This is a genomic window from Aeromonas sp. HMWF014, assembly GCF_963878295.1.
In the GTDB taxonomy this organism is placed as follows: domain Bacteria; phylum Pseudomonadota; class Gammaproteobacteria; order Enterobacterales; family Aeromonadaceae; genus Aeromonas; species Aeromonas popoffii.
This window is the reverse complement of sequence record NZ_CAWNYS010000254.1, coordinates 1-13,271: the sequence shown is the minus strand read 5'-3', so window position 1 is coordinate 13,271 and position 13,271 is coordinate 1. Positions and strand designations below refer to the sequence as shown.

Genomic DNA, 13,271 nt, shown 5'->3' with positions numbered 1-13,271 from the left:
TCTCATCCTGAAAGGACTCGGGCTGGGGGCCGCAACCCTGGCGTTTCCCACTCAGGCAGGCGTGCTCGATCTCTTCTCCGCCGACAAACCGACCCTTGGCGCCACGACCAGGCCACTCAACATCCATGCCGCCACCCGGCCCGAGGGCGTGATCCTCACCCCGGAGGAGAAGGCCACCACCCACAACAACTTCTATGAGCTGGGCACCGACAAGGGGGATCCGGCCCGTAATGCCCATTACCTCAAACCCGAACCCTGGCAGTTGCGGGTGGAGGGGGAGGTGGCCAAGCCGTTTACTCTGGACGTGTGGGATCTCATCAACAAGAGCACCCTCGAGGAGCGCATCTACCGGCTGCGCTGCGTGGAGGCTTGGTCCATGGTGCTGCCCTGGAGCGGCATCTCGCTGGCGGAGCTCATTCGCCGTGCCGAGCCCAACAGTCGCGCCAAGTTCGTGGCCTTCGAGACCCTCTATGACCCCGAGCAGCTGCCGGGACAGGCGTCCCGTTCCCTCGGTGGCGGCATCGATTATCCCTACGTGGAGGGGCTGCGCATCGACGAGGCGATGAACCCGCTCTCCTTCCTGGCGATGGGGCTCTACGGCAAGACATTACCCGCCCAGAACGGCGCACCCATCCGGTTGGTGGTGCCCTGGAAGTACGGCTTCAAGAGCATCAAGAGCATAGTTTCCATCCGGTTGGTGGAAGAGAGGCCACCGACCACCTGGAATCTGCTGGCATCGAACGAATATGGCTTCTACGCCAACGTCAATCCACAAGTGGATCACCCGCGCTGGAGCCAGGCCAGTGAGCGCTTCATCGGCGAGGGCGGCATCTTCGGCGCCAAGCGTCAGCCGACCCTGATGTTCAACGGCTATGCCGACGAGGTGGCCTCGCTCTATCAGGGGATGGATCTGAGAAAATGGTACTGAGATTGACGTCGATGCACATCAAGAGCCTGCGTGCCCTGGTACATCTGGGCTGCCTCGGCTTTCTGCTCTGGCTGGGATACGCCCTGCCAGCCGGATTATTGGGGGGAGACCCGGTGCAGGGGCTGACCCACTATCTCGGCAAGGGGGCGCTGAATCTGCTGCTGCTCACCCTGCTGGTGTCGCCGCTGGCCAAACGCTGGCGGCAGGGGCAGCTCATCAAGCTGCGCCGCCCCCTCGGACTCTGGTGTGCGGTTTGGGCCGTGTTGCACTTTATGGTCTGGCTGGGGCTGGATCTGCAGTTCGACTGGGGCTTGATGGGGGGTGAGCTGGTGAAGCGCAGCTACATACTGGTGGGGGCGCTGGCGCTCTTGCTGCTGGTGGCCTTGAGCATCACTTCGATCCCGGCCCTGCTGCGAGCCATGGGGCCGGCCTGGCAGAAGCTGCACAACTGGATCTATGCCGTGGCCCTGCTGGTGCCTGTGCACTACTGGTGGTCGGTGAAGAGTGGCTGGCAGGAGCCGCTCATCTATTTGCTGCTGGCCTGTGTCCTGCTGTGGCCACGGCGGGACAAGTTGCTGCGCTCCTGGCGACAGCGGCAGAAACTGAAAGAGGCGTGACTCGTTGCGCGCTCACAACGCGCAGCGCACATAGCAAAAGAGGCCTAGTCGGCCTCTTTTTTGGTGATGTCGCCCGTGTAGACATCGACCAGCAGCTGCACTCGCCGCTCTTGGGCATCCAGGGTTTCTACCTCGAATTTATCCCCTTCCAGCTCAACTTCCCGAATGTCGTGGTACCCTTGGGCCAACAGCAACTTGACCAGCGCCGGTATGTCTATACGCGCTTGGGCCGCCCAGCCAAGGGTGGAAAAGAGGCAAAGGATCAGCAGAACACTGCGTGGGATCATATTCATTCCGGATTCATGGCTGGCAGACTATAAACAGCATTATGTTAGGTTTTTGGAGATGAATCATCCATGAATAGAGCCCTGTCTCTGCTTGGGTTGCTGCTACCTGTGATGGCGCAGGCGACCACGCCGAACGAGGCCTTGCTGCAACAAGCGGTCAGCGAGGGTCGGATCAGGCCTTTTCATGAGGTGATGGACGTGGCCTCTCGCCTGCCGGTGCGCGTGCTGCGCGTCGACTTGGGGGAAGAGGATGGCATCTGGTTGTATGAGCTCAAGCTCATCGACAGCGAGAACAGCGTCATCAAGGTGGGCTATCGCGCCGACAACCTGGAGATGGTGTGGCTCAAGGGCCATCATCTTGAGCGGCTGTTCGAGCCCCGCCCTCCACAAGAAAAAGAGTGACCTCTGCTGGGTGCTCGGGCAGACATGGTTGCCCGACCCCTCTCCGCTGACGCAAGTGTAACCCTGCTTTGGATACCCATTTATGCGCATTCTGATAGTTGAAGATGAGAAGACTCTGGCAGGCCAGCTGGCGGAACAGCTGCGTCTGTCCGGTTTCGTGACCGACCTTTGTCATGATGGCAACGAGGCCGGCTTTCTTGGCGAGAGCGAGCCCTATGATGCCATTATTCTGGATCTCGGCCTGCCGGGTCGCGATGGCCTGAGCGTGCTGAAGGAGTGGCGCAGCAAGGGGATCGATACCCCTGTGCTGGTACTGACCGCACGCGGCCAGCTGCACGAGAAGATTGAAGGGCTCAATGCCGGCGCTGACGACTACCTCACCAAGCCGTTCCAGGTGGCCGAGCTGGTCGCCAGGGTGCAGGCGCTGGTCCGGCGGGCGGCGGGTAATGCCAGTTCAATCCTGGAGATAGGCGGAGTGCGGCTCGACATGGCGGCGTCTCAGGTATGGTACGAAGGCACCCCCATCAAGCTCACCGCCCACGAATTTCGGGTGCTGGGCTACCTGATGCAGCACAGGGGCAAGGTGGTGTCGCGTAGCGAGCTGATCGACCACATCTATGCCCAGGATTTTGACCGCGACTCCAATACCGTCGAAGTCTTCATTGGCCGGATTCGCAAGAAGACCCACTCGGATCTCATTGAGACTGTGCGTGGTCTCGGATACCGGATCAACGAATGAGTCAGGCCTTGATGCACCCACGGCAAGGGCTCGCGCAATGAGGCTGATACGTACCCTGCGTGGGCGGCTGGTGGTCATCGCCCTGGTCTGGTGCGGCCTCCTCCTGTTCGCCACAGGTTTCAGCCTGCAGACCATGATGCGCAACTACTGGCAGGAGGCGGAAGCCGACTTCCTGCGCCTGCAGCTCTATGATCTGCTCTCCCGGCTCGAGATCCAGCCAGACGGCCTGCCCATCGTCACCGAGCCCATGGCGGATCCCCGTTTTCGCCAACCTTACTCCGGCTACTACTGGCAGCTGGAGCTGGGGGGGGAGGTCGTCAACCGTTCTCGCTCGCTGTGGGATGTGCACCTTGACGTGCACGGCCTGAGATCGGCGTTTGGTGATCCCGATCTCTTCGTCGGCAGGGGGCCCAACAAGGAGCCGCTGCTGATCATGACCCGCGCCGTGTTGCTGCCGGGCTCGGATCGGGAGTTTACCCTGGTGATGGCCAAGGACAGCAGTGCCCTGACCCAGACCTTGAAGAAGACCCGGATCAGCCTGTTCTTTGGCCTCGGCTTTGCCGCTACCGGTCTGGTGCTGGGCTTCATATTCCAGATCGTCTATGGTCTGCGCCCGCTGCATCTGCTGCGCCGCGAGCTGGGACGGGTGCATCAGGGTCATCAGGAGGGATTTCGGCTGCGTTATCCACTGGAGATCCAACCGCTGGTGGAGGACATCAACCGACTGCTGCACCACTACGGCGAACTGCTGCAACGGGCCCGTTTCCACACCGGCAATCTGGCCCATGCTCTCAAGACGCCGCTCAGCATAATGCGCAATCAGGTGGCCCAGTTATCACCCGAGGATCAGGCCGCCATCGGCGAACAGCTCGACCAGATCCAGCGCCACATCGACTACCACCTCGGCAAGGCTCGGGTGACGGGCGCTGCCAAGATCCTCGGGGTCTCGACTCCGGTGCGGGCGCGGGTGGAGTACATCTGCCGCGCCTTCTCCCGTCTCTATCCGGGCAAGGCGGTGGATCTGCAGGTGCCAGCCAATCTGGCGGTCGGGGTGGAGGAGCAGGACTTCGACGAGATGGTGGGCAACTTGCTGGAGAACGCCTTCAAGTGGTCGGCCGGTCAGCTGCGTATCTCCAGCGCCGAGCTGGGGGGCTGGATCACGCTGCGCATCGAGGATGACGGTCCCGGCATGAGCGAGGATCAGATCGCCAAGGCGGTGCTGCGCGGGGTACGGCTCGACGAGAAGGTGCCAGGCTCGGGGCTCGGCCTCAACATAGTCTCCGATCTGGCCGAGGCCTATAGAGGTAATCTCATCATGGGCCGGGCAGAATTGGGTGGTCTGGCGGCGTCTCTGTCACTGCCCAAGGTGGCAAGGGTAGAGAGCTAGGTATCCAGCCTCGTTATGGGGCAGATGGCATTGGGTTAGCCCGCGCCCCGTCACCGCTCAAGGTGGCAAGGGGAGCGAGCCAAGCATAAGATAAGACACTGGTTAAAGCCTGAGGAAGGGTAGCAATGACAGATGATCCATGGGCACTATGTCATCTTGATGACTCGTTCGATTCCTCTGTACTGGGGATCAAGGGGGCTCAGCTCCAGTGGTTCGAAGACAGAGAGAGCCTGATCGCATTCCTGCTGGAAGATTTCATCGATCTGCTGGCCGATGTGGGTGAGCTGGACGAAGACGAAATCGCGAGCGCCCGCGAGCGCTTCACCCTGCTGGTGGAGCAGATCAGCGACGATCGTGCGTTGGTGGATGCGCTCAACGATCTCGCCTCCGGTCTGCGCCGGATCGCCTGGCTGGGGCCCCTCTCCGAGCTGGCCGAAGTCAGCGATGACTTCGCCGCTGGCCTGCGTCGCTATTTCTGGACCCAGTACGACGGCGACGAAGATGACCCGGATGCCTGGGTACCGGAAGAGCTCTGGCCCCAGCTGGTGGAGTGTGCGGAAGAGTACATGCAGGAAGGCGACTTCTGAGTCACTCTGTCCATGCTCTGGCGGCAGAGCGGGTGGAGTGTACGGAAGAGGACATGCAGGAAGGCGACTTCTGAGTCTCCACTGCTACAGCATATTGACAGCAACAAAAACGGCGCCTGATGGCGCCGTTTTTGTTGGTCGAGTGTGGACTCAGCCGTTGGTCGGGACCGCGTGGGCGGTGTTGGCCAGCACGGGGCCTGTGTCCTTCGGGGCGGGAATCAGGGTCAGCTTCATCATCTGGCCCGCATGCGCATCCTGAAGAGTCGTTGCATCCTTGACCCCGGGTCATGGTGCTGAACGATAGCGTGGTCACGATCACCGAACCCGCAGGTAGCCAGGCTTGGGCTTTGCAAAAGGCTCGGTATATACTGTTCACATATACAGTATTTAGGTGTGTTTGCCATGCGACTCTTTATCGCCGAGAAGCCCAGTCTGGGCCGCGCCATTGCCGATGTGTTACCAAAGCCCCACAAGAAGGGTGAGGGCTTCATCGAGACAGCCCAGGGGGATGTGGTGACCTGGTGCATCGGCCACCTGCTGGAGCAGGCCGAACCCGACGCCTACGACGCTGCCTTCAAGCAGTGGCGCATGGAGCAGCTGCCCATCATTCCCACCCAGTGGCAACTGGTCGCCAAGCCCAAGACCAAAACCCAGCTCAGCGTTATCAAGCGGCTGATCAAGCAGGCCGACTGTGTGGTGCATGCAGGCGATCCGGACAGGGAAGGGCAACTGCTGGTGGACGAGGTGATCGACTTTCTCGGCTACCCCAAGACCAGGCTGGTACAGCGTTGCCTCATCAGTGACCTCAATCCGCCAGCGGTGCGCCGCGCCCTCGACAAGCTGCGGGACAACAAGGAGTTCGTGCCGCTGGCGGTGTCGGCGCTGGCCCGCAGTCGTGCCGACTGGCTTTATGGCATCAACATGACCCGGGCCTACACCCTGCTTGGTCGTAAGGGCGGTTGCAGCGAGCTGCTGTCGGTCGGTCGGGTGCAGACCCCATTGCTGGGGCTGGTGGTACGGCGGGATCTGGAGATAGAGGCCTTCGTGCCCAAACCCTTCTACGAGGTGCTTGCCCATGTGGTGACCGAAGGTAGCGAGCGCTTCAGCGCCAAGTGGCTGCCTTCCGAGGCTTGCCAACCCTGGCAGGATGAGGAGGGGCGGGTGCTCAACCGGGCATTGGCCGAGAAGGTCGTCAGTCGCATCAATGGCCAACCAGCATCGGTGGACGAGGTCGAGGAGCAGGCCCGCAAGCAGGCGGCGCCGCTGCCCTACAACCTATCCAGCCTGCAGATCGATGCCGCCAAACGCTTTGGCATGGATGCAAAGCGGGTGCTGGATGTGTGTCAGGGACTATACGAGCGGCACAAGCTCATCACCTACCCGAGATCAGACAGCCGTCATCTGCCGAGCGATCATTTCAACCGGGCGGCCCAGGTGCGGGATGCCATCGCCGCGACCGCGCCAGCGCTCGCCAGGGCGGTGAGCGAGGCGGACGGCAAGATCCGCAGCAAGGCGTGGAACGACAGCAAGGTGGATGCCCATCACGCTATCATTCCCACCGAGAAGCGCGGCAACGAGGCCAGCCTCAGCAGCGATGAGGCCAATATTTACGGTCTGGTGGCGCGCCAATACCTGCTGCAGTTCTATCCGCCGTTCGAGTACAACGACAGCAAGGCGCTGCTTCGTATCGCCGGTGGCCTGTTCCAAGCCAAGGCGCGGCGGATCATCAAGGCGGGCTGGAAGGCCCTGCTGGGGGTGGAAGAGGATGACGAAGAGGAGGCGGGCACCCTGCCTGCCCTGCAGCGGGGTGACGAGTTGCAGTGCGAGCGCGGCGAGCTGCTGGAGAAGATGACTCAGGCGCCCAAATCGTTCACCGATGCCACCCTGCTGGCCGCTATGACCGGCATAGCACGCTACGTGCAGGACCCCGAGATCCGCAAGACGTTGCGCGAAACCGACGGGCTCGGCACAGAGGCGACCCGGGCCGGCATCATAGACCTGCTGTTCAAGCGCCGTTTTCTGGTGCGCCAAGGCAAGAGCATCAAGGGCACCCCCACCGGACGAGCGTTGATCCTGGCGTTGCCCGCTACCGCCACCACACCTGACATGACGGCCCTGTGGGAGCAGCGCCTGGGTCAGATTGCAGAGCGGCACGCCAGCTACCAGCAGTTTATGGGGCCGCTTACCGAGCAGCTCAACGGCCTGATCGAGGGGGCGCGGCAGGACTCTGGCGCCAGTTTCAGTGCCCTGCCCAAGGCTGCGCCGGGGGCCAGCAAGCCGCGCTTCGCCCGCCGCAAGAGCGGTGCGGGGGCGGTTGGCACTGCTCGCAAGAGTGCGGGCAAGCGGCCGGCCAAGGCCAAGGTGGCCTGAGCCGTTGAACAGGGTGCCGATACCGAGAAAGAGAAAGGGGCCGTGATGGCCCCTTTCTCTTATGGATGTGGACTCAACCCGTATAGAGCCCCTCTTCCGGGTATTTGATGCGGGTCTCGACCGGGCGGGCCAGCATAAAGGCGAGGGTGAGGGGGCCAAGACGGCCGCAGATCATCACCAGCACCAGAATGAGCTTGCCAGGCTCGCTCAGGGAGGCCGTGATGCCGGTAGAGAGGCCGACAGTGGCAAACGCCGAGATGGTCTCGAACATGATTTTGTCGAACGGCAGATCCTCGGTCACCATCAGCATGAACATCGCCAGCATCAACACCATGGTGCTGACGATGATGATGGCCAGCGAACGGGTGACGATCTGGGGCGACAGGGTACGGCCAAAGGCGGTGACATGGGGCCGCTTGGTCAGAAACGCCTTGGTCGCCAGCAGCACGACCGCGAAGGTGGTGACCTTGATACCACCACCGGTCGAGGTGGTGCCGGCACCGATAAACATCAACATCATCAGAAACAGCAGGGCTGCCGGGGTCATCAAGCCGATATCTATGGTATTGAAACCGGCAGTTCGGGCGCTGGCAGACTGAAAGAAGGCCGCCAGCCACTGGTTGCCGAAGGAGGCTTTGCCGAGGGTGCCCGGGTTGTTGTGCTCCAACAGCCAGAACATCAGGGTACCGACCAGCAGCAGGGCCGGGGTCATGACCAGCATCAGCTTGCTGTGCAGCTTCAGCTTGCGCCAGCGGCGGTTGCGTACCAGATCGACGATAACGGTAAAACCTATGCCCCCCAGAATCAGCAAGAGCGCAATAGCCAGCGAGATCAGGGGATCATCCCGATAATCCATCAGGCCGTTGGAAAATAGCGAGAAGCCGGCGTTGTTGAAGGCCGAAACCGCGTGGAAGAAGCTGACATAGAGGCCGTGCTCCCAGCCCATCTCCGGCACCCAGCGGAACGCCATGAGGCCAGTGCCGATCAGCTGGGCGATGAAGGCGAACAGCACGATGCGCTTCACCAGCTGAATGATATTGACCGAGCCCTCCTGGCCCAGCGCCTCCTTGGCCAAGACCTGCTGGCGCAGACCGACACGCTGGCTGAACATGGCGATCAGCAGCAGGGTCATGGTCATCTGGCCCAGACCGCCAATTTCCATCAGTATCAGCAGGAAGATCTGCCCCTGCAGGGTGAAGGCGGTGCCGGTATCTACCACCCCGAGGCCGGTCACGCTGATGGCCGAGGTGGCGGTGAACAGGGCGTTGACGAAGGTGACCTCGCCTTTGTGGCTGGAAGGTTGCACCAGAAAGATGGCGCCAATCAGCAGGATGATCAGAAAGCTGCCGATGATCAGCCTTGCCTCGTTCCAGCGGGGGTCTCGCTCCCGATGGAGGGCGAAGGCGTAGCTGCTACGCCAACGTGTCATAAGGTTTCCAGCCAGTGGTCGATGGCATGCTTGTTGCCCGCCAGAATGAGGATGTCGCCCAGTTGCAGCTCCATCTTACCGGTCAGTACGTTGTGCAGCACTTCACCGCGTTTGATGGCTAGCAGTTGGAAATCGTTCTGCTGCAGCAGGTGCAGATCGCCCAGCACCTTGCCATTTTGCTGCAGCCCGATGACGAACTCGGTCAGTACCATGTTGTGACCCAGCTCCAGATAGTCGAACAGCCGGTTGTCCAGCATGCTCTGGGCGACCCGGCGGCCCATGTCCCATTCGGGGTTGATCACCTTGTCGGCACCGACTTTCTGCAGGATCTTGGCGTGGAACTTGTCGCGCGCCTTGACCCAGACCTTCTTCACCCCAGCCTCTTTCAATACGAGGGTGGTGAGGATGCTGGTCTCCAGGTTGTCACCGATGGCGACGAAGACGATGTCGAAGTTTGCCAGTCCCAGTTCGGCCACCGTGGCCTCGTCGGTCGCATCGGCGACGACGACATGGCTACACAGGGTGGCGATTTGGCGAGTCTTGTTCTCGTCAATATCAATCGCTAGTACCTCGGCATCCTGCCGTTGTAGTTCTTCGCACAGGGCGCTGCCAAACAGTCCCAGGCCGATGACGGCAAATTGGTTGTTCATGAGTACTTCCTCAAGAGTCGGATCCGCATACTCTACTCCAGCGGACCGAGTCCGAAAAGAGGGCCGGATTTTTCGTCCGGTGGGAATATAAGGTAGACTGCCCGCTTGCCATTGTCGGGACACGCAGATGAAACTCACCCCTCACGCCTCCTTGTTGACGTTCAACACCCTCGCCCTCGATGCCCATTGCCTCTGGCTGGCCGAGGTGGAACAGGTCGATGACCTGCGGCAGCTCGTGGCCAACCCAGAACTGAGCAGCCTGCCCCGCCTGGTGCTGGGTGGCGGCAGCAATGTGCTGTTTTGCAATGATTTTGCCGGTCTGGTGGTGCTTAACCGTTTGAAGGGCATTCAGCTGCAGGATGAGGGCGAGCACTGGCTGCTGCACGTGGCGGCAGGGGAGGGGTGGCATCAGCTGGTGTGCCACGCCTTGCAACAGGGCTGGTACGGCCTGGAGAATCTGGCGCTTATCCCGGGGACGGTCGGCGCCGCGCCTGTGCAGAACATAGGTGCCTACGGGGTCGAGCTGGCCAGCGTCTGTGCCTATGTCGAGGCGTTCAACTGGCAAAGTGGCCAGCTGGAGCGCATTGATGCTGTCGACTGCCATTTTGGCTATCGCGACAGCATCTTCAAGCATGCCTGTCAGCATTCCCATTTCATCACAGCCGTCGGCTTGCGCCTGCCCAAAGCCTGGACGCCAGTGCTGGGTTACGGGCCGCTGGCGGCGCTCGGGGACGCGCCCACCGCGCAGGCCATCTTCGATACCGTCTGCGCTACCCGCAGTGCCAAGCTGCCGGACCCCGCCGTACTTGGCAATGCGGGCAGCTTCTTCAAGAACCCCGTGGTAACGACGGCGCTGGCCGACATGCTCAAGCAGCAATATCCGCATATGCCCTGCTACCCGGCCGGGGAAGGGGGGGCCAAGCTGGCCGCGGGCTGGCTGATCGATCAGTGCGGTCTCAAGGGCTTTGCCATCGGCCGCGCCGCCGTCCATCAGGAGCAGGCGCTGGTGTTGGTCAATCTGGGGGGAGCCAGTGCCATGGAGCTCATTGCCCTGGCGGCCCATGTGCGCGACAGCGTGGAGCAGAAATTCGGGGTAGTGTTGGAGCACGAGGTGCGCTTCATGGGCCTGACCGGTGAGACTTGGCTCGATGAGGTGCTGGCATGACACTGACTCCCATCAGACAGACACTGATCACCTTGCTCAGCGATGGCCAGTTTCATTCCGGCGAGCAGCTCGGCGAGCAGCTCGGTATCAGTCGTGCGGCTGTGAGCAAGCACATGGCCGCCCTCAAGGAGCTTGGGCTGGATCTGTTCAGTCTGACTGGCAAGGGCTATCGACTGGCGGTGCCCATGGCGCTGTACGATCAGGTGCAGTTGCAGGCGCTGGCCCCCATGGCGCCGGTGCACTGCTTCCCGGTGATCGACTCTACCAACCAGTACCTGCTGGAGCGGGTCAACCAGCTGCAGTCCGGCGAGAGCTGTCTGGCCGAGTGCCAGACTGCGGGGCGCGGTCGCCGTGGCAAGCCCTGGGTCTCCCCTTTTGGTTGTCAACTGATCCTGAGCATGTACTGGCGGCTCGAGCAGGGCATGGCGGCGGCCATGGGTCTGAGTCTGGCGGTCGGGGTGGCTGTGGTGCAGGCGCTGGAGTCTCTGGGGTATCCGGGGGTAGAACTGAAGTGGCCGAACGATCTCTATTATCAGGGGCGCAAGCTGGCAGGCATTTTGGTGGAGATGAGTGGTAGTGCTGGTGCCAGCTGCAACCTGGTGATCGGGGTTGGCCTCAATCTGGCGATGCCGGCCCGGGAGGGTGAACGGATCGATCAGGCCTGGTCCGAGCTGCGCCATATACAGCCGGAACTGGTGGATCGCAATCTGCTGGCTGCCCGCATGCTCGAGCACCTGCAACAGGCCATGCTGACCTTCGAGCAGAGCGGTCTGGCCAGTTTTGTCGACAACTGGAACCGGCTCGATCACTTCGCCGGTCGGCCGGTGCGCCTCCTGATGGGGGAGCAGGAGATCCGCGGGGTAGCTCGCGGTATCGACGATCGCGGTGCCCTGCGACTGGAGACGGGCGAGGGGATAAGATTCTATCTGGGGGGAGAGATATCCCTGCGACGGGGTGACTGATATCTCTGTGTGTCAGAGACTCCAATGGAAGAGGGGGCCTGTGGGCCCCCTCTTCGTTTATGTACTGTATGCATCGACCATCACTTGCGCAGCTTGATCTGCTCGATGGCGTGCTCGTGGCCCTTGGTCAGGATCAAGTTGGCCCGTTCCCGTGTCGGCAGGATGTTTTCCTGCAAATTCAGATAGTTGATATCTTGCCAGATGGTGTTGGCAATCTTGCTGGCTTCGCTCTCCGCCAGTTTGGCGTAGTGATGGAAGTAGGAGTCCGGATCCGAGAAGGCGCCGCTGCGGAACTTGAGGAAACGCTCGACATACCAGGTGCGCAGCAACTCTGCTTCGGCATCCACATAAATGGAGAAGTCGACAAAATCTGACACGAAGACGCGATGGGGTTCCTGCGGGTAATCCATGCCGCTTTGCAGCACATTGAGCCCTTCCAGGATCAATATGTCAGGTTGCTCCACCACCTTCTTCTCATCGGGAATGATGTCATAGATGAGGTGGGAGTAGACGGGCGCCTCGACCTTCTCGTGGCCGGCCCGGATATTGGCGACAAACTCCACCAGATGGCGGATGTCATAGGATTCCGGAAAGCCTTTGCGACGCATCAGGCCGCGCTCTTCCAGCACCTTGTTGGGATAGAGGAAGCCATCCGTGGTGACCAGTTCCACCCGCGGATGTTCCGGCCAGCGCTCCAGCAGGGCCTGCATGATGCGGGCCGTGGTGCTCTTTCCTCCCGCCACACTGCCGGCGATGCTGATGATGTAGGTGCCCTTGCCGCGGGACTGGCCGAGGAACTGTTCCAGCACCCGACTGCGGCGCTGCTTGGCCTTGACGTAGAGATTGAGCAGGCGGGAGAGGGGCAGATAGATCTCTTCGACCTCCTGCAATGACACCTTCTCATTGATCCCGCGCAGGGTCTGCAGATCGTGTTCGGTCAGGGTCAGGGGGACAGCATCGCGCAATAACGCCCATTGTTCGCGGGTGAATTGCAGATAGGGGTTATGCTCGGTCGTCATGGTGTCATCACTGTTTCTTGGGCAGGGCGACCATACACCAAGGGGTGGGGAGCGACAAGAGACGTGGCGGATTCGAGCAGAGAGTGAGTCCTTTTTTGCATGCTTCCCGGCAATAATACACATTTTGCAAGGCGCAATAGTTGCATCCCCAAAATCCTTACAATAAAATGCGCGACGCTTGGATGTCTGTCGCCTATTTGCCCGGCAAAAGCGACAAAACAACGGGTGCAAGCAGAATAACCGTTGTGGCATTTATGCATCGGAGGGGTTCCCGAGCGGCCAAAGGGATCAGACTGTAAATCTGACGGCTCTGCCTTCGAAGGTTCGAATCCTTCTCCCTCCACCATATTTCTCTGCGGTTTGAGTTCTTTGGGTGAGAGAAATGCGGGCATCGTATAATGGCTATTACCTCAGCCTTCCAAGCTGATGATGCGGGTTCGATTCCCGCTGCCCGCTCCAAGATGCTGATATGGCTCAGGCGATACCAAGAGTCACACCTCAGGGTGAGTTCGGCAATCGAACCTGGCTGTCAGCACCAACCTCTCTTCCCCACCAGATTCAAATCCATCATATAAACTGTTCTGTGGTTAGCTTGCCACCGCGTACTCAGCGTTAGTTTAGAGGGACGATCATGTCTAAAGAAAAATTTGAGCGTAATAAACCGCACGTTAACGTGGGTACCATCGGCCACGTTGACCACGGTAAAACCACCCTGACCGCCGCCATCAC

General features: G+C 60.8%; 14 protein-coding genes and 2 tRNA genes. 12 read left to right on the top strand and 4 right to left on the bottom strand.

The window, feature by feature from the left end; translation table 11 throughout:
• Nucleotides 1–928: protein-methionine-sulfoxide reductase catalytic subunit MsrP (gene msrP / locus AAC083_RS10345; protein WP_108536534.1), on the top strand; the 928-nt coding region annotated here is incomplete at its 5' end.
• Nucleotides 919–1,545 (top strand): protein-methionine-sulfoxide reductase heme-binding subunit MsrQ, encoded by a 627-nt coding sequence (gene msrQ / locus AAC083_RS10340; RefSeq protein WP_108536532.1) that lies wholly within the window; start codon nt 919–921, stop codon nt 1,543–1,545. The genes msrP and msrQ, both read left to right, overlap by 10 nt.
• A 44-nt stretch (nt 1,546–1,589) precedes the next feature.
• On the opposite strand, the gene AAC083_RS10335 is transcribed toward msrQ, so the two are convergent.
• Nucleotides 1,590–1,838 (bottom strand): PepSY domain-containing protein, encoded by a 249-nt coding sequence (locus AAC083_RS10335; protein WP_042035998.1) that lies wholly within the window; start codon nt 1,836–1,838, stop codon nt 1,590–1,592.
• Nucleotides 1,839–1,901: 63 nt separating this feature from the next.
• Between AAC083_RS10335 and AAC083_RS10330 the strand changes: the two genes are divergently transcribed.
• From AAC083_RS10330 to AAC083_RS10310, 5 genes are all read left to right on the top strand, one after another.
• Nucleotides 1,902–2,234 carry a PepSY domain-containing protein gene (locus tag AAC083_RS10330; RefSeq protein WP_042035999.1) on the top strand — a complete coding sequence of 111 codons (333 nt, stop codon included), beginning with the start codon at nt 1,902–1,904 and terminating at the stop codon, nt 2,232–2,234.
• A gap of 82 nt (nt 2,235–2,316) precedes the next feature.
• Entirely contained in the window at nt 2,317–2,973 is a 657-nt protein-coding gene (locus AAC083_RS10325) for a response regulator transcription factor (RefSeq protein ID WP_042036000.1), read from the top strand.
• Between the two features lie 37 nt (nt 2,974–3,010).
• The gene (locus AAC083_RS10320; protein WP_042036001.1) at nt 3,011–4,360 is read left to right on the top strand and encodes a sensor histidine kinase; all 1,350 of its coding nucleotides are present in this window, start codon (nt 3,011–3,013) and stop codon (nt 4,358–4,360) included.
• A gap of 125 nt (nt 4,361–4,485) precedes the next feature.
• The gene (locus AAC083_RS10315) at nt 4,486–4,947 is read left to right on the top strand and encodes a hypothetical protein (protein ID WP_042036002.1); all 462 of its coding nucleotides are present in this window, start codon (nt 4,486–4,488) and stop codon (nt 4,945–4,947) included.
• Between the two features lie 402 nt (nt 4,948–5,349).
• A complete protein-coding gene (locus AAC083_RS10310; RefSeq protein WP_108536531.1) occupies nt 5,350–7,317 on the top strand; it encodes a DNA topoisomerase III in 1,968 nt (655 codons plus the stop codon).
• A gap of 73 nt (nt 7,318–7,390) precedes the next feature.
• On the opposite strand, the gene AAC083_RS10305 is transcribed toward AAC083_RS10310, so the two are convergent.
• Together AAC083_RS10305 and AAC083_RS10300 are read right to left on the bottom strand one after the other, a co-directional pair.
• Entirely contained in the window at nt 7,391–8,746 is a 1,356-nt protein-coding gene (locus AAC083_RS10305; protein WP_108536530.1) for a TrkH family potassium uptake protein, read from the bottom strand.
• On the bottom strand, nt 8,743–9,396 hold the full coding sequence (locus tag AAC083_RS10300) for a potassium channel family protein (protein ID WP_108536529.1): 654 nt from the start codon (nt 9,394–9,396) through the stop codon (nt 8,743–8,745). The genes AAC083_RS10305 and AAC083_RS10300 overlap by 4 nt, the downstream gene beginning before the upstream one ends.
• A 127-nt stretch (nt 9,397–9,523) precedes the next feature.
• On the opposite strand from AAC083_RS10300, the gene murB reads away from it, so the two are divergent.
• Entirely contained in the window at nt 9,524–10,561 is a 1,038-nt protein-coding gene (gene murB / locus AAC083_RS10295; protein WP_108536528.1) for a UDP-N-acetylmuramate dehydrogenase, read from the top strand.
• Nucleotides 10,558–11,523 (top strand): bifunctional biotin--[acetyl-CoA-carboxylase] ligase/biotin operon repressor BirA, encoded by a 966-nt coding sequence (birA, locus tag AAC083_RS10290; RefSeq protein ID WP_108536527.1) that lies wholly within the window; start codon nt 10,558–10,560, stop codon nt 11,521–11,523. Before murB ends, birA begins: the two co-directional genes overlap by 4 nt.
• 80 nt (nt 11,524–11,603) lie before the next feature.
• On the opposite strand, the gene coaA is transcribed toward birA, so the two are convergent.
• A complete protein-coding gene (gene coaA / locus AAC083_RS10285) occupies nt 11,604–12,542 on the bottom strand; it encodes a type I pantothenate kinase (RefSeq protein ID WP_042036009.1) in 939 nt (312 codons plus the stop codon).
• A gap of 261 nt (nt 12,543–12,803) precedes the next feature.
• Here coaA and AAC083_RS10280 point away from each other — a divergent pair.
• From AAC083_RS10280 to AAC083_RS10270, 3 genes are all read left to right on the top strand, one after another.
• Nucleotides 12,804–12,888: transfer RNA gene (locus AAC083_RS10280), tRNA-Tyr, on the top strand.
• 38 nt (nt 12,889–12,926) lie between these two features.
• Nucleotides 12,927–13,001 (top strand) — tRNA-Gly (locus AAC083_RS10275).
• A 172-nt stretch (nt 13,002–13,173) separates the two neighbouring features.
• A partial coding sequence (locus AAC083_RS10270) for a GTP-binding protein (RefSeq protein ID WP_201796754.1) occupies nt 13,174–13,271 on the top strand: 98 nt, incomplete at its 3' end.

Bases quoted from the DNA above. Each gene is read 5' to 3' on its own strand.
- AAC083_RS10310 (WP_108536531.1), top strand. From the start codon at position 5,350: ATGCGACTCTTTATCGCCGAGAAGCCCAGTCTGGGCCGCGCCATTGCC.
- coaA (WP_042036009.1), bottom strand. From the start codon at position 12,542: ATGACGACCGAGCATAACCCCTATCTGCAATTCACCCGCGAACAATGG.
- AAC083_RS10315 (WP_042036002.1), top strand. From the start codon at position 4,486: ATGACAGATGATCCATGGGCACTATGTCATCTTGATGACTCGTTCGAT.
- AAC083_RS10325 (WP_042036000.1), top strand. From the start codon at position 2,317: ATGCGCATTCTGATAGTTGAAGATGAGAAGACTCTGGCAGGCCAGCTG.
- AAC083_RS10305 (WP_108536530.1), bottom strand. From the start codon at position 8,746: ATGACACGTTGGCGTAGCAGCTACGCCTTCGCCCTCCATCGGGAGCGA.
- birA (WP_108536527.1), top strand. From the start codon at position 10,558: ATGACACTGACTCCCATCAGACAGACACTGATCACCTTGCTCAGCGAT.
- AAC083_RS10320 (WP_042036001.1), top strand. From the start codon at position 3,011: ATGAGGCTGATACGTACCCTGCGTGGGCGGCTGGTGGTCATCGCCCTG.
- AAC083_RS10335 (WP_042035998.1), bottom strand. From the start codon at position 1,838: ATGAATATGATCCCACGCAGTGTTCTGCTGATCCTTTGCCTCTTTTCC.
- AAC083_RS10330 (WP_042035999.1), top strand. From the start codon at position 1,902: ATGAATAGAGCCCTGTCTCTGCTTGGGTTGCTGCTACCTGTGATGGCG.
- murB (WP_108536528.1), top strand. From the start codon at position 9,524: ATGAAACTCACCCCTCACGCCTCCTTGTTGACGTTCAACACCCTCGCC.
- AAC083_RS10300 (WP_108536529.1), bottom strand. From the start codon at position 9,396: ATGAACAACCAATTTGCCGTCATCGGCCTGGGACTGTTTGGCAGCGCC.
- msrQ (WP_108536532.1), top strand. From the start codon at position 919: ATGGTACTGAGATTGACGTCGATGCACATCAAGAGCCTGCGTGCCCTG.